Consider the following 21,596-nt stretch of genomic DNA (forward strand, 5'->3'; position numbering starts at 1 on the left):
CTATGATAATAATTATAGAAGTATTTTAGTGAAAAGTTAATGAGTTTTTACTTGTTTTTTACCACAGTACTTTGTTGTAGCCAGTTATTTTTATTGTTCAACTTCAGGTACTTTTAAAACACTTTCAGTATTATCAGTTAATAATTCAATTTTTTCAGTTATTCCAGTTATCCAATTAGGTACTTGGTCTGCTGTAGTAATATGTTGCTTAATGTATTTAAATAGTTTTAATCCTTTTTTTGAAGTTGCAATTCCTAAATTTTCATTTAGAGTAGCTTCAAAACCAAGAAATTTGTCATTTACACTATTGTCAGGAAAGTCAGAAACCATATTAAATAATCCTAATAAGGCTTTGTTTTTTTCTATTGTACTAGCTTCGTCTTGTGTTCCGATATGATGATTATCACCATCGAAAATTACAAAACAAGGTATTCCAAATTCGGTATATAAACGATAAAATCTATCTAGTTCGCTTTTGTCTCCGCATCTTACTATTGTTATCCCTTTTCCAATATAATCGTAATCTATTAAGTCAAAGAAATATGGTAAAAGTAAAGTCTCACTTTGCCCTTCAACTAATATTATTTTCTTTGCAAAAAAAGCTTCATTTGCTTTTTGTGTATCTCCAGTTTCTTCGTAGGCATTTTTGTAGTGCAGTAGAATATCTTCATTTGTTGAGTTGATATTTCTTCTAATTTTTAAATCTTCTACAAATGCTGTTGGTTTTGCATTTCTAACATATGTTCCGTTTTCGGCATTTTTTCTAACTAAGAAAATTTCATTAAATCTACCAACATTTAAAAAATCTGGCGAATGTGTAGTGAAAAATATTTGCGTACCAGATTCTGCTAATTCGCATAAAACTTTGTAAAAGTTTCTTTGAGCTTGAGGATGTAAAAACAGTTCAGGTTCGTCAATAAATAAAGGTGTACTATTATTTAATTTCAGTTGTGAATAAGCTTTTAAAATTGCTATTGAAATTGATGCTTGTACACCCATTCCAAGTTTAGAAGCCTGAAAAGATAGATTTGTGTCGTTTTCACAAATTACCAGTTGTAGAGTTCTAAAAAAATTCCAAGGGTCATACAAATTTAAATCTACTTTTAATTCGTTACTTGGTCGATTTAATTGTTTTGCTGTTTCAACTTGAAGAACTTCAATGAATTTTTTCATTACTTGTGTTCCATTATCATCTTCTACTGTAAACAGAATATCATCTCTCAGTCGTTCTATTTCTGTTTTAAATATTTCCGTTTTTTTGACAACTTCTCCAGTTTCTTCATCAACTATTTCTTGTTCTTTAAACATCTTGTTAATGTCCAAAAGAATTCTACCCATTAAAGACCATCTGTTTGAAGGTGCGTAATCAAGAATTGACCTATCAACTCCTAAATAGCCAGAACAATAATTTTGTCTATCAATGTCAGTAATGTAATTTCCTGAATGATTTAATCCAGTTTTTTCTCGTCCTGCTTGGTCAGTCCAATTTTGAGCCAATTGAAGATATTTGCCATTATCAAATTCAAGAGAAATTTTAATTTCATTATTAATGTCTCCCATAAAATGGTCCTCTGGAAGAGTTGAGTTAAAAGAAGGATAAATTGGGCCTAAAGGCCAATTTATTGCATCAAAAATGTTGCTTTTTCCTGTGCTGTTTTCTCCAATAAATGCGTTTATTTTATCTGAACATTCAATGTCAATGTGCTTAACACTTTTATAATTTCTTATTACAATTCTCTTGATTTTCATTGAGGTTCGTTTAATTGGCTACAACGGTCTTGTATATGAAAAGTAGCAGATTTATAAGTGCCAATTTTCGGTTTAAAACAAAGATAGCAGAAAAGAACCAAACTTTTAATCTGGCTCTTAACTGCTATTTTTTATATACGTTGTTAGGCACTGGGTTTTTTCCGCTATAGAATTGTCATAGTTTCTTGTTCCGAAAGTCTTGATTTTGGCGTTTTATCTGTAGTATTAAAATCACTTTCAGTTCTATAGCCAATAGAAACTGCTGTTATTGCTGTAAATCCTTTTTCACGCAAGCCAAATTCTTCATCTAATGCTTTCATATCAACACCTTCCATTGGACAAGCATCTATACCTAGTGTCGCAACTCCCAATAGAAAGTTTCCGATATTCAAATAAACCTGTTTTTCCATCCAATGTTGTAAATCCTTTAAATCATATTTATGAATGGCAGCAAAAGCATTTCTACCACCATTTACATTTTGTTTTATTTCTTCATTAGGAAATCTTCCGTCATTGTCTTCAACGTCTAAAAGGTGTTGCATATAATCATTATCTGCCGAAAGTCTTGAGCAAAATAAAATTACGTGCGAAGCATTTAATATCTTGGCTTCATTAAAGATAAAAAAGCCTTGAGTTCCTTTTGCCATTCGTTTTTTGCCTTCATCTGAATTTGCAATAATAAAATGCCAAGGTTGAAGGTTGGTGCTCGAAGGACTCATTCTTAAAATCTCTTTTACTTTAACAAAATCCTTTTCCGATATTTTTTTATTAGGGTCAAAATCCTTTGTGGAATATCTCCAGTTTAATGCTTTAATTACATTCATATTTAATACGTTTTATTGATATTTTAATTTTTAAGTAGTGCGGTAAGATGTTTATTAGTGTATTTTTCTCCAAAATTATCAATAGTAATAGCGAAGGATAAGTGCAAAATTAATGCTGAAAAAACACCAAAAAGTAATGATTTTGGGCCTAAGAAAGACATTGTCAAAATAAGTAAGACTATTAAAATCCCATAGATTAATTTTAATCTAAAGAATGATTTTAATGCTTTTTCAGTACTTATAGTTTCTGCTTTTGTAAATGCAGGAATTCCACTTTCAAACATAGAAATTTTAGTATCTATTTTTTGTTGATATTTAATATAAATTGGAAACATTACCGCCATTTCTATTATGCCAAGAACCATCATTGTAACCGCAAAACTTTTGTGATTTGAGAATATTAAAAAAAGCAAACCAACAAATAAAGAAACACTACCTATTATTCCTGCAAAAAGAATCAAAGTTCTTTCACTATTTAAAAATTCTAATATAGATTCCATAGTTATTGGTTTGCTTATCATTTTTTAATTTATTTACTATAAAAAGTTTGCTCTATTCCTTGTCTAAAAATTTCTTCGCCAACTTCATTTCTTTGTGCATACATTTCTTTTGCATCTGTACCAGCAACATACCTTAAAGTAGATTTTCCGTCTGTAGCAGCTGTGTAAACTACCTCTGCAATTTGTTCTGCTGTAGAATAATTTTTTGCTCTTTCAGGGTCCATAAAAACGGACATTACCTTTTCTATTTGCTTATTGTACGCATTATGTTGTGTTAAAACTAAAGAACGACCTGCAAAATCGGTAGCAATTCCACCAGGTGAAACCGTTTTTACTGTTATTCCAAATTCTTTAAGCTCAAAAGCCAAACTTTCACTAAAGCCTTCTAAAGCCCATTTTGTAGCGTGATAAACCGAGTTGAATGGCAAAGTAACCAATCCGCCAATAGAAGTTGTAGTGATGAATGTGCCAGATTTATTTTCTCTAAAATGAGGTAAAAACTTTTGGATTACACTCATTACACCAATAAGGTTTGTATTAATTTGATTGGTTATTTGCTCATTGGTAGCACCTTCAAAAGGACCTGCCAAACCATATCCTGCATTATTAAATACCACATCTATTTTTGATATTTTTAATGCTTTTTCAATAGTTTCAGAAATCTGTTCTGGTTTGGTAACATCTAAAGGAAGAAGCGCAATGCTTTCTACTTTAGTTAGTTCGGTTTCGTTTTCTGGTTTACGCATAGTTGCGATTACATTCCAATCATTTTTAGCAAACAGTAGTGCTGTTGCTTTTCCTAATCCAGAAGAAGCTCCTGTTATAAAAATTGTTTTTTTCATTTTATTGTTTAGTTTTTTAAGAGTTAATTTCTTCAAGCTATTTAAGTCTGATGACTAAATAATTAAAAATTAAATTTACCATTATTATTTTTACTTTCGTCTTTGGGTGCGATTGTCTCCATAACATCCCAATGTTCAGCTATTTTTCCATTCTCAACACGGAACAAGTCGTAAAACGAAGTCGGCTTATTTGCGAACGAACCTTCGCTAACAGTTAATACAAAATTGCCTTCTCCCAAAACTTTATGTACTTTGTCGTATTTCATAGTAATACCTTGTGAAGCCATATATTCTAATGCTTTTCCAAGTCCTGAAAGTCCATTTGCAATATTAGGATTGTGCTGTATATAATTATCTCCATCAAAATATCCAGCCAGTTTTTCCATTTTTCCGTTTACTAAAATGTCATTCACAAAATTCTTTACTAAAGTTTTGTTTTCTTCTGTTTTGTCGATGTCCTTAATTTCAATTGCTCCGTCAATCATTGTGTTTCCACTTGGATTTGGATTTGCTGATGTTTCTTGTAGATTATCCCAATGTTCTACGATTTTTCCATTTTCAAATCTAAAAATATCGAAACCGATTTTTGGTCCGAAAAAATTATAATCTGTTTGCGTGAAAACAAAATTGCCATCTTCAAAAGCTCTAACTGTATTCACTTTAGCAGAGTTTGGTGGAAGTTGTTGCAATAATGCTCCAAATCCTGCAAGTCCGTCTGCAACTCCAAGATTATGTTGAATATATTTATGCGGATTAATGTACCCAACTGGTTCTTGTGCACCAGTTTCAATGCTTTTTAAAAGAGCAATTACTTTTTCTTTGTTTGAAATTTCCATTTTTTCTTCTTTTTTAGTTTCTGAATTTGTTGTTTTCTGACAGTTTCAAGAGGTCAACCCAATTGCTAAAATTACTGTTGCACCTAATAGTATTTTTCTCATTTTTATGATTTTAAATTGATACTGCAAAGTTGCAATGAAGAAGAAGAAAAGGAACGATAAAAAAAGTCCTTTGAATGATACTTTTACGCCACATTAAATTCTGCTCTGAATTCAACAGGTGTTTTGTTAGTATGTTTTTTGAAGTATTTAATGAAGTTTGTTAACTCTTCATATCCTAATGAAAATGATATTTCTTTGATACTTTCGCTTGTGTGAGCCAATAATCTTTTTGATTCGAGCAAAACTCTGTCATCAATGATATTTTTAGGCGTCTTTCCAAAAATTTTAGAAGTAGATTGATTAAGTCTTTTTGGTGTTATGTTCAGTTCTTGACAATAAAAGCTAACTCTTTTATGCCTTACGAAATTGTCATCTAATAACGTTTTAAAATACAATGCTTGTTCAAGATTGGCATCTTTTTTTAATTCTTTAAAATCTTGTTTTCGTCTTTCCCGTTCGGAATGCAGTAAAAGATTACGCAAATCGTTTCGTAGTAAGTCAGATTGATAATTGTCTTTAGAATTTTTTAATTCAGTTTCCAATAATTCAAAAACAGTCTCAATTATAGAATTATTTTTGGGTAACTCAATTTGTGAAATAGATAGCAAGTCGTTGAACAAAATACTACTTCTCAAAAACTTTGTATCTGTTTCAGTTTTGCAGAAAAAACTGTCAGTAAACAAAATTGCTTTTCCTTTGAATTTTGTTTTATTATCAAAAATTTGAACACTATTTTTATTGACGAATAATAATGAGTTCGGTTTAATTTTTATTGGGTTGAAATCTACAAAGTGAGTTGGTGAGCCTTTTTGAAACCATAAAATTTGATAAAATTCTGCTCGATGTGGTTTCTTTATTTCTTCCGAAAATTCGTTAAAAAGTAAGTCAAAATCTATAATTTCAAATTCCTGTGGAAGTCCTTCTTTGAAATCGTATTTTTGAATTTTTTCCTTCACTTTGTTATTAGTTCTGTGGTTTTTTCCGCCTTGTGCCTAACGGTCTAGTATAAGAATAGTAGCGGATTAATAAGTACTTACTTTTCGGATAACAATATACTTAATTAAAAAATAATAGCGGTTTGATTATACACCCAAACCGCTATTATTTTTATACATTGTTAGCAACTGGCTATTTCAATGTTTTCTTCATGAATTCTCTCATTTTGGTAATAATTTTATCACCATCTTCTTCCAAAGCAAAATGTCCTGTGTCATAAATATTATAATCTATTTCTTTCACATCTTTTTTAAAGGCAACTGCACCACTTTCGGGAAAAAACTCATCATTTTTTCCCCAAACAATTAATAAAGGTGGTTGGTTATCTCTTAAGTATTGTTGCCATTTTGGATATAATTTTAAATTGTTTTGATAATCATAAAACAAATCAATATTTACGGCATGAGCATTGGGTCTAGATAATCTTAAGTAATCTAAATGCCAAGTATCCGGATTTACATTTTCAGGGTTTCTAGTTCCATGTGTGTATTGCCATTCTAAACCTTCTAAAGAGAAAGCTGGTAATAGTGCATTTTCTGTTTTTTCATTCCTATCAGCCCAAAAAGCTCTAATGCCTTTCCAAGCTTCTCCAAGTCCTTCTTCATAGGCATTACCATTTTGATTAATTATTGCGGTAACTCTTTCAGGATGTGCGGTGGCAATTCTAAAACCAATTGGTGCGCCATAATCCTGAATCATTAATGCATAGCGTTTGATTTCTTTTAATTCTAAAAACGAATTTATGGTTTTGGCAATATTGTCAAACGTGTATTCATAATCATTAGCGGAAGGAAAATCACTATTTCCAAAACCAGGATAATCTGGTGCTATTAGGTGATATTCATCAGAAAGTTGATTTAATACTTTTCTATATTGGTGTGAAGATGAAGGAAAACCATGCAGAAGAACAAGCGTAGGATTTTTGCTGTCTCCTGCCTCTCTATACGCTATATTTACTCCGTTAATATTTTTAGTTTTGTAATGTACTGGATTCATTGTTTTTTTTATTTGCATTGTTAATGTTTCTGTGTTTTTTTGGGTATTTGGTTTTTCTTGACAAGAAACTATTAGTGTCAAGACTAACAGGTATACTAGGTTTGATTTTTTCATTGTGTTGTATATTTAAAGTTTTCGTTCAGATTCTTTTATTTCTAAATCATTAATACTGGCATAACGTTTTTGCATTAAACCGTTTTCATCAAATTCCCAATTTTCATTGCCGTAGGCTCTATACCATTGTCCTTCTTTGTTTTGGTATTCATATTCGAACCGAACAGCGATACGATTATTTCTAAAGCCCCAGAGTTCTTTTTTTAACTTATAGTTACGTTCATTGAGCCATTTGTTTTTTAAAAACTCCTGTACCTCCTTATGACCATTGATAAAACTGGTTCTGTTCCTCCATTCGGTATCTTCGGTATATGCCATAGATACAGTTATAGGGTCTTGACTATTCCATGCATCTTCTGCCATTTGAACTTTTTGTTGTGCCGTTTCTTCATTGAAAGGCGGTATTGGATATTTTTTCATAATTAATATATTTGTTACCGAACATTCGGTATAATTTATAAGTAAATTTTTTTATTCGTTTAGATAGTTGTACTCAATATTTTGAAGCGTTTTTTCGAAAATTGAAATATCTCCTAATCCTTTAGTGACAATCAAACTGCCTTGTATATCAATTAATACTTGTAAAGCTTTTTGTTCTGCTTCTTTAGGACTTAGGTTTAATGCGATTCCAATTTCTTTAAAAGCAGAAAGCCAGTCATTCATTCCTTTATTAATTTGTTTCTCGAATAACTCAATACCTCCTTGCATTGAAAGCGCTCGGAAAATACAGGTTTCATTTCCGCCATCGTATAAAGTACTTATTTCATTTAATGCATTTTTTAATCTAATTTTTGGCTCAAAATCAGTATTTGAAAGAGATTGAAAAATAATATCATTAACCCATTGATCTAAATGATTCAATACTGCGTCAGCCATTTCCTGTTTTCCGTTTGGAAATCTATGATATAGGCTAGCTTTTTTTAAACCTGTTGCTTCTGATAACTCTTTTAAGCTAGCACCTTCATATCCTTTGGCACGAAAAACTTTAGTTAGTCCTTTTAATATTTCAATGTCTAATACTTTTTGTGGTCTCATAGTGCAAATATAGCTAAAATTATTTAATTACCAAACGTTTGGTAAAATACTTAAAGGTTCGCTTTATGCTTGTTGCTAACTTGTTTATATAGATGTAAAATACATCGTTATACACCTGTTTTGGTAGGTTTATAGTTGTATTTTATGTTTGTTTATACTTTTACGAACTTACTAATAATAATTTAATTTTCTTACGGAAACCCATAAGCTCAGCGATTTAAGTACTAAAAGTAGTTTTAGTCGTTATTAAGGACCTCTGATACCTTATTTAGAAAACTAAAAATATGTTGACACACCTTATTGAATACTCCCCGTTATTGGGTAGCTACTATCACGGCGTACTCCGCAGACACTGCGGCATGGGTCGCAGACACCGCGGCATGGGTCGCTGATACTAAGGCGTGCTCCGAAGACACCGCGGCACGGGTCGCTGATATCACGGCATGCTCCGAAGACACCACGGCACGGGTCGCTAATATCACGGCGTGCTCCGAAGACACCACGGCACGGGTCGCTGATATCACGGCATGCTCCGCAGACACCACGGCACGGGTCGCTAATATTACGGCGTGCTCCGCAGACACCACGGCACGGGTCGTTACTATCACGGCATGCTCTCTGCTTATATATCAGTACAGATTCAACCCAACATTCACTATATACTTATTAGCGGACGTTGCCTTTGGTAGTAAAAAATAAACCTCATACTAACAAACCCAAAAAAGGTTATATAGTATGAGGTTTTCCCCTATGTTATTAATTCGTTTAAAGTAACAACTATCGTGAATTATTCTTCAGTAGTTACTTTTTTAAAACGCATCATGGTTACATCGTTCATTAACAAGTTTAGTTTTCCTTCTATGTCAAAACTATACTTGTTAATTCTTTTAATGGTTTTTAAAAACTCTTGCTCCCCTTGTCCGCAGTACATCATCGTAGTTGGTCCTGGTTCTCCAAAAGAAATCGCATTTTCTTCACCTAACGTAAATTCAGCAACATAACCGTTACAACCGTTGTTTCCTGTAGCTTTCTTTGTTTCTTTATCAAACGTAAGTTGTGGCTTTTTATCAGGAAATAATCCTTCAAAAGCAATTCTTGGTCCAGAGATGTATTCTAGCTCCCAAGTAGTGCCATATAATTGTTCAGCAGCCTCTTTTTTAGCACAAGACACTGTGATTAATAGAATAGTTGCGAATACAAATGATAGTTTTTTCATAATAAATAGTTTAATTGTTAGTGTTAAAGTTAGTTGAGTTTTTTACTACAAATTTTCTTGAAGCTTCACCATCAACCAATTTATAGTTAATTTGTCTGATGCCTCCTGTTGGGTTAGCATTAGAATCTTCTTTTGTATAAATAGGAAAACGTTGCGCTAAGGTTGTTTCAATAATGGTAAATTCATCATGCCCCATATATCCCTTACTTAATTCTTTATTATCGGTAATAGGAGGGAAGTATATTTGACTCATCGATTTTTTATTGTTTACTGAAAATCCTATTACATTTCCGTAGCTTCCACTTCCGTCAGATTGTGTATAAATTAATACTTCAGGAGAACCATCAGAGTTTAAATCTTCAATTTCAGCATCAACAACGTTACCATCAATTGTTTGAGTAACAGTAGAATTGTCAATTTCTAATCCGTAAGGAGTAACTGTTAATTCAGTTTCCATTCCATTTTTTTGAGTAGCAATGCTAAAACTAATTCCTTGTAAGGTTACATTTTTTCTAAAAATGGTTTTGTCTATCTGTGTTTGGTCAAGGTTTCCTTTAATTTTATGATAAGAACCCGCAAGGCTTCCTCCACCAGAACAGTAAAAGTTTAATAAACTGTTATCTTCTTTGTTTGCCGTGGCAATAGAAATTTGTTTGTTTTTAAAAGAAAATACTACGGTCTTACCGTTTATAACAGCTTTGTAGGTGCTGTCATTTGTTTTTTCGGCAAGAGCGTCAAAAGTACAGGTAGGTTTTTTCTTGTCAGCACGTGAGCGAACAGCAATTTTTATATTGTTATCTGCGGCAGGTCTTACAGCAACTGAAACCCAGTCGTACCCTTCGTTCCTTTTTTCGTATTCTGATGAAACATAGTTTCCTGTAACATCAGTAACTGTAGCTACAGTTTCTTGTTTTGTGGTTTCTTGTGTGTCTGTTTTTTTTGCTTCGTTTTTACAGCTAATTATGGCTAAGAAAGCCATTCCTAGTAGTGCTGTGGTAGTAAGTTTTATCATGCTGTTTTATTTTTCATAGGGACTGATTCAATAAATATACCATTAAAGGTATGAAAAAACGTTTTAAGAAAACCTTAAGAATCTTGATTTTCTAGTAGGTTGGTACTGTAGAATATAGGTTGAACAACGTTTTTTAAGAGCATAAAAAAAGACCGCCAAAAATTAATTTGACGATCTTTTAAACAAACAACTAAATTCTAAAACCTATAAAAGTTGAAGAAAATTTTTAAAAACTACCTATGCTTGTTAGCAACATTAGGTAGTTTTAATATGTTTAGAAGCAGTATTTATTTTCTGCTTTTAATTTTTCTGCGATTGTGTTACGTAACTCCACTACGTTAGGGTAGTTTGCGTATTTTGTAAAACGCTTAAGTCCCATTAACATCATACGTTGCTCATCACCTTCAGCGAAAGAAATAATTCCTTCTCTTGCACTTTTAGTAATAGTTTCTACAGCATTGTATAAGTATAACTTCGCCATTGCAATCTGTTCTTTTTGAGCTGCTTCACCAAAACGCTTCACGTTCTTTTCAGTTCTTAAAATTCCAGACTCTGCCATGTATACTTCAATTAAAATATTTGAAGCAGCAGTTAATAATTGTTGGTGTTGTTCTAATTCAGGACCAAATTTTTGTAAAGCAGCACCTGCTACCATTAAGAATACTTTCTTTAATTTAGCGATCATCTCTTTTTCTTCTGAGAATAATTCAGAATAATCTGGAGTGTCAAAAGAAGGAATTCCCATTAATTCGTTTTGAACTGCCATTGCAGGATTTAATAAATCTACATGACCTTTCATGGCTTTTTTAACCAACATTCCTACCGATAATAAACGGTTAATTTCGTTAGTTCCTTCGTAAATACGAGCAATACGAGCATCTCTCCAAGCAGACTCCATTGGAGTTTCTTCAGAGAATCCCATGCCTCCGTAAATTTGGATTCCTTCATCAGCACAGTTTTGTACGTCTTCTGAAACTGCTACTTTTAAGATAGAACATTCAATAGCATATTCTTCAACACCTTTTAATTCTGCATCTTGGTGAGAACTTCCTTCAGATTCACGGATAGCAATTCTATCTTCAATATTTTTAGCAGCTCTGTATGATGCAGATTCACCAACATAAGCACTAGTAGCCATTTCAGCTAACTTCATTTTAATAGCTCCAAATTCAGCAATTGGAGTTTTAAATTGTTTACGCTCGTTAGCATAGTTTACAGCATGGCTAATAATTCTTCTTTGAGAATCTAAACAAGCACCAGCTAATTTAATACGACCAACGTTTAAGGCGTTCATGGCAATTTTGAATCCACCACCACGAACAGATAACATGTTTTCAACAGGAATTAATGTATCGTTGAAAAATACCTGACGAGTAGAAGAGGCACGAATACCTAATTTGTGTTCTTCTTCTCCTAAAGTTACTCCGTTAGGATTGTTTTTATCATATTCTAAGATAAAACCAGTAATGTTTTTATCGTCTTCGATACGAGCAAAAACGATAAAGATTTCAGCAAAACCTGCATTCGAAATCCACATTTTTTGTCCGTTAATTTTGTAGTGCTTTCCGTCTTCAGTTAACTCAGCAGTAGTTTTACCAGAATTCGCATCCGATCCTGCTCCTGGTTCAGTTAAACAGTAAGCTCCAAAACGCTCTCCCATTGCTAACGCAGGAACATATTTTTGCTTTTGCTCTTCGGTACCATATAAAGTAATTGGCATCGTACCAATACCTGTATGTGCACCAAAAGCAGTACTAAAAGATCCTGTTCCACTTGAAATGTAATCACATGTTAACATGGTAGAAACGAATCCCATTCCTAATCCGCCATACGCTTCAGGAACCGCCACACCTAAAAACCCTAATTCACCAGCTTTACGCATAGTTTCTTGGGTAAGTGCATAATCTTTTGCCTCGAAACGAGCTTTATGAGGAATGATTTCACGGTCGTTAAATTCTTTAACCGCATCACGCATCATTGTTTGCTCTTCTGAAAAATCTTCAGGAGTAAATATATCTTCGCATTTTGTTTCTTTTACTAGGAACTGCCCTCCGCGTAAAATATCTTTATTTAATTCTGACATAATCTTAGATTTTAGTATTTAGTAGTGAGTATTGAGATACTAACTACTTTTATAATTTTGTTACTTATTTTTTAAAAGAGATGAGAAAATTCTCAATACTCAATACTTATATCTTAATTCTAATTTAAGAATTCAAAAATACCTGCAGCACCTTGACCGGTACCTACACACATCGTTACCATTCCGTATTTGCTATTCATTTCACGCTTACGCATTTCATCAAATAACTGAACAGATAATTTACCACCAGTACATCCTAATGGGTGACCTAAAGCAATTGCTCCACCATTTACGTTAACGATATCCGGATTTAATCCTAATTCGCGAATAACTGCTAACGATTGTGAAGCAAACGCTTCGTTTAGCTCAATTAATTCAATATCACTTTGTTGTAAACCTGCTTGTTTTAATGCTTTTGGTATTGCTGCTATAGGACCAATTCCCATAATACGAGGGGGTACTCCTGCTGCTGCATAACTTACTAAACGAGCTTCTGGTTGAATACCTAATTCCTTTACCATATCTTCACTCATTACCATTACGAAAGCAGCTCCGTCACTTGTTTGTGATGAGTTACCAGCGGTAACAGAACCATCAGCAGCGAATACTGGACGTAATCTTGCTAAGGCTTCTACGCTAGTTCCACGACGTGGACCTTCGTCTTTAGTAACTGTATAATTTCTTGTAGCACGTTTTCCGTTTGCATCAATGTAGGTTTCTTTTATATCAATTGGAGCTATTTGATCTTGAAAACGATCGCTATCTAATGCTTTTAAAGCTTTCATGTGCGATTCGTATGCAAATTGATCTTGATCTGCACGAGATACATTGTATTGTTGCGCTACTGCTTCCGCAGTATTACCCATTCCCCAATAGTAATCTTCGTGACCTGCATTTACGATATCGTAGTTTAATTCTGGTTTAAAACCTGTCATTGGTACAGAACTCATGCTTTCTGCTCCACCAGCAATAATACACTCTGCCATTCCAGATTGAATTTTTGCTACTGCCATACCAATAGTTTCTAATCCTGATGAACAGAAACGGTTTACGGTAACTCCAGGAACATCCACAGAATCTAATCCGATTAACGAAATAATTCTTGCCATGTTTAATCCTTGAGAACCTTCTGGCATTGCGTTACCAACAATAACATCGTCGATACGCTTTACGTCGAATTCTGGCAACTTTTCCATCATATACTTGATGGTTTCAGCAGCTAATTCGTCAGCTCTTTTAAATCTGAACACACCTTTTTTAGATTTCCCTACGGCGGTTCTATATCCTTTTACTATATATGCTGTTTTCATATTTTCTTGCTTTTGGCTATTGGCTTTTAGCTATTTGCTAACAGCTAGAGGCTAATAGCATAGTAATTTTAATTACGTAAAGGTTTACCAGTTTTTAACATGTGCTGAATACGCTCTAACGTTTTACGTTCTGTAGTTAAACTTAAGAAAGCTTCACGCTCAAGGTCTAATAAATACTGCTCAGTAACTTTTGTTGGTTCTGATAAATCTCCTCCAGCCATTACATAGGCTAGTTTGTTTGCAATTTTCTGATCGTGTTCAGAAATATATTTAGAAGCTTCCATAGAGTCTGTTCCTACTAAGAACATACCTAAGGCTTGCTTACCTAATACTAAAACATCTTTACGTTTTACAGGTTGTGTATACCCTGCCTCTGCTAATAATATAGCGTGTTTTTTAGCTTCTGCAATTTGACGGTCTTTGTTTACAACCACAACATCTTTTCCTTTCTGTAGTAAGTTTAAGTCGTATGCTTCATAAGCTGAAGTTGCCACTTTAGCCATACCAATAGTTAAGAAGTGCTCTTGTAATACGTTTAATTGTACATCACCAGTGTGGAATAAGTCCTGAGCTCTTACAGCCATTTCTTTAGATCCACCACCACCAGGAATTACTCCAACTCCAAACTCTACTAATCCGATGTAGGTTTCAGCAGCAGCAACTACTTTATCTGCGTGTAATGATAATTCACAACCACCACCTAACGCCATTCCGTGAGGAGCAGCAATCGTAGGAATTGAAGAGTAACGCATACGCATCATGGTATCTTGGAAATATTTTATAGCCATGTTTAACTCATCGTACTCTTGCTCAACAGCCATCATAAAAATCATTCCGATGTTGGCACCTACTGAGAAGTTTGCAGCTTGGTTACCAATTACTAATCCTTGGAAGTCTTTTTCAGCTAAATCAACTGCTTTATTTAATCCAGCTAAAACATCACCACCAATAGTGTTCATTTTAGATTGGAATTCACAGTTTAAGATTCCGTCTCCTAAATCTTCAATAACAACACCAGAGTTTTTGAATACCTCGGTAGTTTTACGAATGTTATCTAAGATGATAAATGAATCTTGTCCTGGTTTTTTAACTTGTGCTTTTGCTGGTACATCGTAGTAATATGTTGCACCGTCTTTAACTGTATAGAAAGACTTTTCTCCTTTAGCTACCATTTCTGTAACCCAAGCAGCAGGTTCTGCCCCTTCAGCTTTCATTAATTCGATACCTTTTTCAACTCCTACAGCATCCCAAATTTCGAAAGGACCATTTTCCCAACCGAAACCTGCTTTCATGGCATCGTCAATTCTGTATAATTCATCAGAAATTTCTGGAATTCTATTTTGAATGTACGCAAACATTGCTGCGAAGTTTTTACGGTAGAATTCTCCCGCTTTATCTTTTCCGCCAACTAAAACTTTAAATCGGTCAATTGGCTTATCGATTGTTTTTGTTAATTCAAGGGTAGCGAATTTTGCTTTTTTAGACGGACGGTATTCCATCGTATCTAAGTCTAACGCTAAAATTTCACGTTTTCCTTCAGCATTTTTAGTTTTCTTGTAAAAACCTTGTTTGGTTTTGTTCCCTAACCATTTATTTTCCATCATGGTGTCGATGAAATCTGGTAACTTGAATAAGTCGTGAGCTTCGTCGTTAGGACAGTTTTCATAGATTCCGTTAGCAACATGTACTAAAGTATCTAATCCAACAACATCAACAGTACGGAAAGTAGCTGATTTTGGTCGTCCAATAACTGGTCCTGTTAACTTATCAACTTCTTCAATAGTTAAGCCTAATTCTTTTACTTGGTGGAATAACGATTGGATTCCGAAGATACCTATACGGTTACCAATAAACGCTGGTGTATCTTTTGCTAATACTGAAGTTTTTCCTAAGAATTTAGAACCATAATCCATTAAGAAGTCAGTAACTTCTTGCTTACAGTCAGGTCCTGGAACAACTTCAAATAATTTTAAATAACGAGGAGGGTTAAAAAAGTGTGTTACCGCAAAGTGTTTACGGAAATCTTCACTACGTCCTTCGTTCATAAATTTAATAGGAATTCCAGAAGTATTGGTAGAAATTATAGTACCAGGTGTACGGTGTTTTTCAACTTGTTCAAAAACACTTTGTTTAATGTCTAAGCGTTCAACAACAACCTCCATAATCCAATCTACATCTTTTATTTTATGTAAATCGTCTTCAAGGTTACCTGTAGTAATTCTATCTGCAAATTTTTTATTGTAGATAGGTGATGGTTTTGACTTTAATGAAGCAGTCAAAGCATCATTTACCAAACGGTTACGAACTACTTTGTCTTCTAAGGTTAGTCCTTTTGCTTTTTCTTTGTCGTTAAGCTCTCTCGGAACGATGTCCAAAAGCAACACTTCAACGCCAATGTTAGCAAAATGACATGCAATACCTGATCCCATGATACCAGAACCGATAATTGCTACTTTTTTAATTCTTCTTGCCATTTGTTTGTTGGTTTGTTTTATACAGCTTTATTGTCAATATCTTCTTCGTATATTAACTTATCTGTAATTAGTTTGTTTATTGTTGTGGTTACTTTAAAGAAGGTGTCTAGCTCTTCTTCAGTAATATGTTCTCTTACTTTATTATTGAATTGGTATACGTGTCCTTTAGAAACTTCACGCATTTCTTTACCGTATTCGGTAAGTTTTAAAATAACGCTTCTACCATCATTAGGATTTTTCTCGCGACATATAACTCCCTTATCTTCCATTGTTTTTAACAAACGAGAAAGGCTTGTAGGTTCCATTCCCATTAACGGACCCAATGCAGTTGAAGGAGTACCGTTTTCAGAATCTATATTCAATAAAGCAAAAGCCGTAGCCATAGTGCTATCGTGCTTTGCAGCCTGCTCGTTGTACATTTTCGCAACTGCTTGCCACGTGGCTCTTAATTGGTGATCTATTGATTTATCCTTATCCATGAATGCCAAATATAATAAATTTTATTATGCACGCATAGTATTTTGTAAAAAAGTTATGCGTGCATAGTAAAATTAACAAAAAAATAATCTTGTAACGTTTGAAGAGAACCGTATACTAATTGAGTATAAAAATATGTAAGTTTGTCACTGCTGTTTTTAAATAAACGGTAATTAATCAACTATAAAATCTATGAGCAATTTATTAGAAGTTAATAATGTAGTAAAGCGTTACGGCGATTATACTGCATTAAATAATGTGTCGATGCACATACCTAAAGGAAGTGTTTTTGGTTTGTTAGGTCCTAATGGAGCAGGAAAAACCTCGCTTATTAGAATCATCAATCAAATAACAATGCCAGATGCAGGTGAAATTATTTTAGATGGAGAGAAGCTAGCTCCTAATCATATAGAATATATAGGGTATTTACCTGAAGAACGTGGTTTGTATAAAAGTATGAAGGTAGGAGAGCAGGCATTATATCTTGCTCAATTAAAAGGGTTAAGTAAATCGGAAGCAAAGAAACGCTTAAAATATTGGTTTGATAAATTTGATATTGGAGCATGGTGGAATAAAAAAATTGAAGAGCTTTCAAAAGGAATGGCTCAGAAAGTTCAGTTTATTGTAACAGTACTTCACCAACCTAAATTGTTAATTTTTGATGAGCCGTTTTCAGGATTCGACCCTATTAATGCACAACTAATAGCAAAAGAAATTTTACAGTTACGAGATGAAGGAGCTACGATTATCTTTTCTACACATAGAATGGAGAGTGTGGAGGAAATGTGTGATTATATAGCGTTGATTAATAAGTCGAATAAAATTTTAGATGGTAAACTAGACGATATTAAAAAAGAGTTTAGAACAAATACTTTTCAAATAGGGTTAGTAACTTCTAACTCAAGAGAAGTGGAGCAGAAGCTAAAACAAAACTTTGAAGTATTACCGGCAGATTTTAGATTGTTAAATGATGGGTTAAAGTTAAATGTAAAACTTACTAACGGAAATTCAGCGAACGATTTATTATCGTATTTAGCTACTCAAGGAGAGGTGCAGCATTTTGTAGAGTTGATACCAAGTGCCAATGATATTTTTATTCAAGCAATTCATAAAAACAGTTAACCAATGAAAAGATTACGATTAATTATAGAACGCGAGTTTATTGCTAAGGTTAGAAATAAATCGTTTATCGTTATGACTTTCCTAAGTCCGTTGTTAATGATTGGTATGGGTGCTTTAGTATTTTTCTTAATGAAGAAGAACGATGAAAAGGTTAAAAAGATAGTATATGTTGATGAGTCTGGAATGTTCTCTAAAGATATTTTTAAAGATTCAAAAACAGTAAAGTATGAAGATTTTACTGCTTTAGGTATTGAAGACTCTAAAAAGAAAGTTGAAGAAGGAGATTACTACGGAGCTTTATACATTCCGAAACAAGATAGTATAGAAGTATTGGCAAAGTCGATTGAGTTTTTCTCTAAAGACTCACCCAGTATGTCTATTATGGAACGTTTAGAAGATAAAATTGATAAGGAGTTACGTCATAAAAAATTGACAAACTTCGGGATTGATATTGCACATATTGAAGAGTCTAAAATTTCATCAGAAATTAAAATGTTTAATTTTTCGGGAGAAAAATCATCTAAATTAATCAACGGATTAAAGATTGGTGTTGGAGCTATTGCAGGATACTTATTAATGATGTTTGTAATGATTTATGGTACATCAGTAATGAGAAGTGTAATTGAAGAAAAAACAAGTAGAATTATTGAGGTAATCGTTTCTTCAGTAAAACCTTTTCAATTAATGTTAGGAAAGATTATTGGAAATGCATCAGCTGGATTGTTACAGTTCTTTATTTGGGGAATTTTGTTCTTAATAGTTGGAGTTGTAGTGTCATTAGTTTTGGGTATTAATGTGACCGAATTTTATGGAGGAAAATTAAACGCTGATCAAATTGAAAGTGCTAAAAGTGTTATAGGTGATGGAACAAATGTTTTAATTGAAGTAAGAAAATTACCATGGCTTAAAATGTTTTTCTTATTCATTTTTTACTTTTTAGGAGGGTATATGTTATACAGTTCTTTGTTTGCAGCGGTAGGAGCAGCAGTAGATAACGAAACGGATACACAACAATTTATGATGCCTATTATGTTACCATTAATCTTAGCCGTGTATGTTGGGTTTGCAACAGTTATTAATGATCCTCACGGGCCAGTATCAGTTATATTTTCATATATACCATTTACTTCACCTATCGTGATGTTAATGAGAATTCCGTTTGGAGTTGCTTGGTGGGAAATAGCGATCTCTATGTTGCTATTAATTCTTACTTTTATGGTAATTGTGTGGATTGCCGCAAAAATTTATCGTGTAGGTATTTTAATGTACGGTAAAAAACCAACTTACAAAGATTTATGGAAGTGGATTCGTTATAATGGATAATTAAATCATTTATAAAATGAATTGTAGCGTAACTAACTTAATGTTACTTAAAGTATTTAATGGTGAATTACATCTGACCAATAAAAAATAATAAGAACTAGCAGATGAAAGAAATAATAAAAGAAGTAACCGATTTTCTGAACCTTAGAATTCCTGTAGGAGGAAAAGAAATAGATTTTACCATAAAAACGATTCTGTTTTTAATAATTGGTTTGATTCTTATTAAACTTTTATTGAAATACCTAAAAAGGTTAGCAAAAAGTAAACTAGAACAAGATGATAAGAATAAATTTGATACAATTTTCTCTTTTACTAGTTGGTTAGCTTATGTAGTTGTTTTTTCAATAGTCTTAAGTTCAGCAGGAGTTAATTTAAGTGCTATTTTAGTAGCGTCTTCAGCCTTGTTAATTGGTATTGGTTTGGCGTTGCAAACCTTTTTTCAAGATATAATTTCTGGAGTTTTTATCATTCTTGATAAAAGTGTTCATGTAGGTGATATTATTGAACTAGATGATAAAGTTGGTAGAGTAGAGGAAATAAAATTAAGAACAACTAGAGCTGTAACTATTGATAATAAGGTATTAGTGATACCAAATCATAAGTATTTATCAAGCAGTTTATATAACTGGACGCAAAATGGCACTACAACTAGAGAAAGTGTAACAGTAGGAGTAGCATATGGTAGTGATGTAGCTTTGGTAAAAAAACTATTAATGCAAGCGGCCAGTGAGCATCCAAAGGTGTATCAACACCCTGCTCCGTTGGTGCTTTTTGAAAACTTTGGAGATAGTTCGTTAAACTTTAAATTAGTTTTTACACTAAACGATAGTTTTCAGGCAGCTATACCAAAAAGCGATATACGGTTTAAAATAGACGAACTGTTTAGAGAGCATAATATTAGTATTCCATTCCCTCAAAGAGATATACATATTATTAAAGAGTAAAGACGAAAAGAAAAAAAAATTAGACGGTGGGAAAACATAATTTTAAAAAACTTAAAATTTGGATTTATTCAATGAAGCTTTGTGATAAGGTTTTTAAGATAACAAAAGAGTTTTCAAAAGAAGAAGTATATTCTTTAATATCTCAGATAAATAGATCAGTAATTTCTATCCCGTCGAATATTGCAGAAGGGTCAAGTAGAAGTTCAAATAAAGAGTTTAAAAGATTTTTAGAAATTGCACTTGGCTCGCTTTTTGAATTGCAAACACAAATAGTTCTTTCTTATTATAAAGAATATATCAATAAAGTAACGTTAATAGGTTTAGAAGACGAAATAGAAGAGCTTCAAAAAATGGTTTTGGGATTTAAGAATTCATTAAACTAGTCTTTTTTCTTTTGGTCTTACATCTAAAAGTCTAAAAAAATATGAGTAAAATATTAATAATAGAAGATGAGGCTGCAATTCGCAGGGTATTAAAAAAAATTATAACGGAAGAAAACGATTCCTATGAGGTTGAAGAAGCAGAAGATGGTTTGCAAGGAATTGAAAAGATAAAGAAAACAGATTATGATTTAGTGTTATGTGATATTAAGATGCCTAAAATGGATGGTGTTGAGGTGTTGGAAAAAGCCAGAAAATTAAAACCAGAAATACTAATGGTGATGATTTCTGGTCATGGAGATCTAGACACCGCAGTAAACACAATGCGTTTGGGAGCTTTTGATTATATTTCAAAACCACCAGATTTAAACCGTTTATTGAACACCGTAAGAAATGCTTTAGATAAAAAGGAGTTGGTAGTAGAAAATAAGCGTTTAAAAAAGAAGGTGAGTAAGAACTATGAAATGATTGGAGAAAGTGATGCTATTACTCATATAAAAGAGATTATAGAAAAAGTATCAACTACCGATGCTAGAGTTTTAATTACAGGACCTAACGGAACAGGAAAAGAATTAGTAGCACATTGGTTGCACGAAAAATCTGACCGTTCTAAAGCTTCAATGATTGAAGTGAATTGTGCAGCGATACCTTCTGAGTTAATAGAAAGTGAACTGTTTGGACATGTAAAAGGAAGTTTTACAGGAGCAAATAAAGATAGAGCAGGGAAATTTGAAGCAGCTAATGGAGGAACCATTTTCTTAGATGAAATTGGAGACATGAGTTTATCGGCACAGGCAAAAGTTTTACGAGCACTACAAGAAAATCGTATCCAGCGTGTAGGTTCTGATAAAGATATAAAAGTAAACGTACGTGTTGTTGCTGCAACAAATAAAGATTTAAAGACGGAAATAGAGGAAGGACGCTTTCGAGAAGATTTATACCATCGTTTAGCAGTGATTTTAATTAAAGTCCCTGCGCTAAATGATAGAAGAGAAGATATTCCTTTACTAGTAGATTTTTTCGCAAAAAAAATATCAGAAGAACAAGGAATGCCTCAGAAACAATTTGAAGATAAAGCGATTAAGCAATTGCAAGAATACGATTGGACTGGGAATATCCGTGAATTAAGAAATGTTGTAGAGCGTTTGCTTATTTTAGGAGAGAAGAAAGTGTCAGAAAATGACGTAAAACTATTTGCGAGTAAGTAAAAAACTACTACTTAAAAATAAAAGACAAAAAAAGAAGAGCATTTAGCTCTTCT

Annotated in this window: 20 protein-coding genes; 5 read left to right on the forward strand and 15 right to left on the reverse strand. The window is 33.1% G+C overall.

Annotated elements, in window-relative coordinates; genetic code table 11:
* Nucleotides 1-90: 90 nt before the first annotated feature.
* From MK851_RS07130 to MK851_RS07200, 15 genes are all read right to left on the reverse strand, one after another.
* On the reverse strand, nucleotides 91-1,749 hold the full coding sequence (locus MK851_RS07130) for an ATP-dependent nuclease (protein ID WP_320242711.1): 1,659 nt from the start codon (nucleotides 1,747-1,749) through the stop codon (nucleotides 91-93).
* A 164-nt stretch (nucleotides 1,750-1,913) separates the two neighbouring features.
* Nucleotides 1,914-2,573: an oxygen-insensitive NAD(P)H nitroreductase gene (gene nfsB, locus MK851_RS07135; RefSeq protein ID WP_320242713.1), complete on the reverse strand. Its 660-nt coding sequence runs from the start codon at nucleotides 2,571-2,573 to the stop codon at nucleotides 1,914-1,916.
* Nucleotides 2,574-2,596: 23 nt separating this feature from the next.
* Entirely contained in the window at nucleotides 2,597-3,073 is a 477-nt protein-coding gene (locus tag MK851_RS07140) for a hypothetical protein (protein WP_320242715.1), read from the reverse strand.
* A 29-nt stretch (nucleotides 3,074-3,102) separates the two neighbouring features.
* A complete protein-coding gene (locus MK851_RS07145) occupies nucleotides 3,103-3,915 on the reverse strand; it encodes an SDR family oxidoreductase (RefSeq protein ID WP_320242717.1) in 813 nt (270 codons plus the stop codon).
* Nucleotides 3,916-3,977: 62 nt separating this feature from the next.
* Nucleotides 3,978-4,751: a nuclear transport factor 2 family protein gene (locus tag MK851_RS07150; protein WP_320242719.1), complete on the reverse strand. Its 774-nt coding sequence runs from the start codon at nucleotides 4,749-4,751 to the stop codon at nucleotides 3,978-3,980.
* A gap of 185 nt (nucleotides 4,752-4,936) precedes the next feature.
* Nucleotides 4,937-5,809, reverse strand: coding sequence for a helix-turn-helix domain-containing protein (locus tag MK851_RS07155; protein ID WP_320242721.1), 873 nt, complete (start codon nucleotides 5,807-5,809; stop codon nucleotides 4,937-4,939).
* 172 nt (nucleotides 5,810-5,981) lie between these two features.
* Nucleotides 5,982-6,959 carry an alpha/beta hydrolase gene (locus MK851_RS07160; protein WP_320242723.1) on the reverse strand — a complete coding sequence of 326 codons (978 nt, stop codon included), beginning with the start codon at nucleotides 6,957-6,959 and terminating at the stop codon, nucleotides 5,982-5,984.
* A gap of 12 nt (nucleotides 6,960-6,971) precedes the next feature.
* Nucleotides 6,972-7,379 (reverse strand): nuclear transport factor 2 family protein, encoded by a 408-nt coding sequence (locus MK851_RS07165; protein WP_320242725.1) that lies wholly within the window; start codon nucleotides 7,377-7,379, stop codon nucleotides 6,972-6,974.
* A 51-nt stretch (nucleotides 7,380-7,430) separates the two neighbouring features.
* Nucleotides 7,431-7,994 (reverse strand): TetR/AcrR family transcriptional regulator, encoded by a 564-nt coding sequence (locus MK851_RS07170; RefSeq protein ID WP_320242727.1) that lies wholly within the window; start codon nucleotides 7,992-7,994, stop codon nucleotides 7,431-7,433.
* Between the two features lie 787 nt (nucleotides 7,995-8,781).
* Nucleotides 8,782-9,210 carry an META domain-containing protein gene (locus tag MK851_RS07175; RefSeq protein WP_320242729.1) on the reverse strand — a complete coding sequence of 143 codons (429 nt, stop codon included), beginning with the start codon at nucleotides 9,208-9,210 and terminating at the stop codon, nucleotides 8,782-8,784.
* A gap of 10 nt (nucleotides 9,211-9,220) precedes the next feature.
* Nucleotides 9,221-10,222 (reverse strand): PliI family lysozyme inhibitor of I-type lysozyme, encoded by a 1,002-nt coding sequence (locus MK851_RS07180; RefSeq protein ID WP_320242731.1) that lies wholly within the window; start codon nucleotides 10,220-10,222, stop codon nucleotides 9,221-9,223.
* A 274-nt stretch (nucleotides 10,223-10,496) separates the two neighbouring features.
* Complete coding sequence (locus tag MK851_RS07185) at nucleotides 10,497-12,305, reverse strand: acyl-CoA dehydrogenase family protein (protein WP_320242733.1); 1,809 nt, start codon at nucleotides 12,303-12,305, stop codon at nucleotides 10,497-10,499.
* A 119-nt stretch (nucleotides 12,306-12,424) separates the two neighbouring features.
* On the reverse strand, nucleotides 12,425-13,615 hold the full coding sequence (locus MK851_RS07190; protein ID WP_320242735.1) for an acetyl-CoA C-acyltransferase: 1,191 nt from the start codon (nucleotides 13,613-13,615) through the stop codon (nucleotides 12,425-12,427).
* A gap of 68 nt (nucleotides 13,616-13,683) precedes the next feature.
* The gene (locus MK851_RS07195; RefSeq protein WP_320242737.1) at nucleotides 13,684-16,089 is read right to left on the reverse strand and encodes a 3-hydroxyacyl-CoA dehydrogenase/enoyl-CoA hydratase family protein; all 2,406 of its coding nucleotides are present in this window, start codon (nucleotides 16,087-16,089) and stop codon (nucleotides 13,684-13,686) included.
* A gap of 17 nt (nucleotides 16,090-16,106) precedes the next feature.
* Nucleotides 16,107-16,568, reverse strand: a complete 462-nt coding sequence (locus MK851_RS07200) for a MarR family winged helix-turn-helix transcriptional regulator (protein ID WP_303508681.1) — start codon at nucleotides 16,566-16,568, stop codon at nucleotides 16,107-16,109.
* Nucleotides 16,569-16,758: 190 nt separating this feature from the next.
* Between MK851_RS07200 and MK851_RS07205 the strand changes: the two genes are divergently transcribed.
* The 5 genes from MK851_RS07205 to MK851_RS07225 all read left to right on the forward strand — a co-directional run bounded on the left by MK851_RS07205 (nucleotide 16,759) and on the right by MK851_RS07225 (nucleotide 21,543).
* Nucleotides 16,759-17,688 carry an ABC transporter ATP-binding protein gene (locus MK851_RS07205; protein ID WP_303508679.1) on the forward strand — a complete coding sequence of 310 codons (930 nt, stop codon included), beginning with the start codon at nucleotides 16,759-16,761 and terminating at the stop codon, nucleotides 17,686-17,688.
* A gap of 3 nt (nucleotides 17,689-17,691) precedes the next feature.
* On the forward strand, nucleotides 17,692-19,011 hold the full coding sequence (locus MK851_RS07210) for an ABC transporter permease (RefSeq protein ID WP_320242741.1): 1,320 nt from the start codon (nucleotides 17,692-17,694) through the stop codon (nucleotides 19,009-19,011).
* Nucleotides 19,012-19,115: 104 nt separating this feature from the next.
* Nucleotides 19,116-19,955, forward strand: coding sequence for a mechanosensitive ion channel family protein (locus MK851_RS07215; RefSeq protein WP_320242743.1), 840 nt, complete (start codon nucleotides 19,116-19,118; stop codon nucleotides 19,953-19,955).
* A gap of 26 nt (nucleotides 19,956-19,981) precedes the next feature.
* On the forward strand, nucleotides 19,982-20,338 hold the full coding sequence (locus MK851_RS07220) for a four helix bundle protein (RefSeq protein WP_320242745.1): 357 nt from the start codon (nucleotides 19,982-19,984) through the stop codon (nucleotides 20,336-20,338).
* A gap of 41 nt (nucleotides 20,339-20,379) precedes the next feature.
* A complete protein-coding gene (locus MK851_RS07225) occupies nucleotides 20,380-21,543 on the forward strand; it encodes a sigma-54 dependent transcriptional regulator (protein ID WP_320242747.1) in 1,164 nt (387 codons plus the stop codon).
* Nucleotides 21,544-21,596: the final 53 nt, after the last annotated feature.

Origin of the sequence: Tenacibaculum sp. 1B UA, from assembly GCF_033978845.1 — a bacterium.
In the GTDB taxonomy this organism is placed as follows: domain Bacteria; phylum Bacteroidota; class Bacteroidia; order Flavobacteriales; family Flavobacteriaceae; genus Polaribacter.

Coding starts and splice junctions, on each gene's coding strand:
- MK851_RS07130 (WP_320242711.1), bottom strand. CDS start 1,749: ATGAAAATCAAGAGAATTGTAATAAGAAATTATAAAAGTGTTAAGCAC.
- nfsB (WP_320242713.1), bottom strand. CDS start 2,573: ATGAATGTAATTAAAGCATTAAACTGGAGATATTCCACAAAGGATTTT.
- MK851_RS07140 (WP_320242715.1), bottom strand. CDS start 3,073: ATGGAATCTATATTAGAATTTTTAAATAGTGAAAGAACTTTGATTCTT.
- MK851_RS07145 (WP_320242717.1), bottom strand. CDS start 3,915: ATGAAAAAAACAATTTTTATAACAGGAGCTTCTTCTGGATTAGGAAAA.
- MK851_RS07150 (WP_320242719.1), bottom strand. CDS start 4,751: ATGGAAATTTCAAACAAAGAAAAAGTAATTGCTCTTTTAAAAAGCATT.
- MK851_RS07160 (WP_320242723.1), bottom strand. CDS start 6,959: ATGAAAAAATCAAACCTAGTATACCTGTTAGTCTTGACACTAATAGTT.
- MK851_RS07165 (WP_320242725.1), bottom strand. CDS start 7,379: ATGAAAAAATATCCAATACCGCCTTTCAATGAAGAAACGGCACAACAA.
- MK851_RS07170 (WP_320242727.1), bottom strand. CDS start 7,994: ATGAGACCACAAAAAGTATTAGACATTGAAATATTAAAAGGACTAACT.
- MK851_RS07175 (WP_320242729.1), bottom strand. CDS start 9,210: ATGAAAAAACTATCATTTGTATTCGCAACTATTCTATTAATCACAGTG.
- MK851_RS07180 (WP_320242731.1), bottom strand. CDS start 10,222: ATGATAAAACTTACTACCACAGCACTACTAGGAATGGCTTTCTTAGCC.
- MK851_RS07185 (WP_320242733.1), bottom strand. CDS start 12,305: ATGTCAGAATTAAATAAAGATATTTTACGCGGAGGGCAGTTCCTAGTA.
- MK851_RS07190 (WP_320242735.1), bottom strand. CDS start 13,615: ATGAAAACAGCATATATAGTAAAAGGATATAGAACCGCCGTAGGGAAA.
- MK851_RS07195 (WP_320242737.1), bottom strand. CDS start 16,089: ATGGCAAGAAGAATTAAAAAAGTAGCAATTATCGGTTCTGGTATCATG.
- MK851_RS07200 (WP_303508681.1), bottom strand. CDS start 16,568: ATGGATAAGGATAAATCAATAGATCACCAATTAAGAGCCACGTGGCAA.
- MK851_RS07205 (WP_303508679.1), top strand. CDS start 16,759: ATGAGCAATTTATTAGAAGTTAATAATGTAGTAAAGCGTTACGGCGAT.
- MK851_RS07210 (WP_320242741.1), top strand. CDS start 17,692: ATGAAAAGATTACGATTAATTATAGAACGCGAGTTTATTGCTAAGGTT.
- MK851_RS07215 (WP_320242743.1), top strand. CDS start 19,116: ATGAAAGAAATAATAAAAGAAGTAACCGATTTTCTGAACCTTAGAATT.
- MK851_RS07225 (WP_320242747.1), top strand. CDS start 20,380: ATGAGTAAAATATTAATAATAGAAGATGAGGCTGCAATTCGCAGGGTA.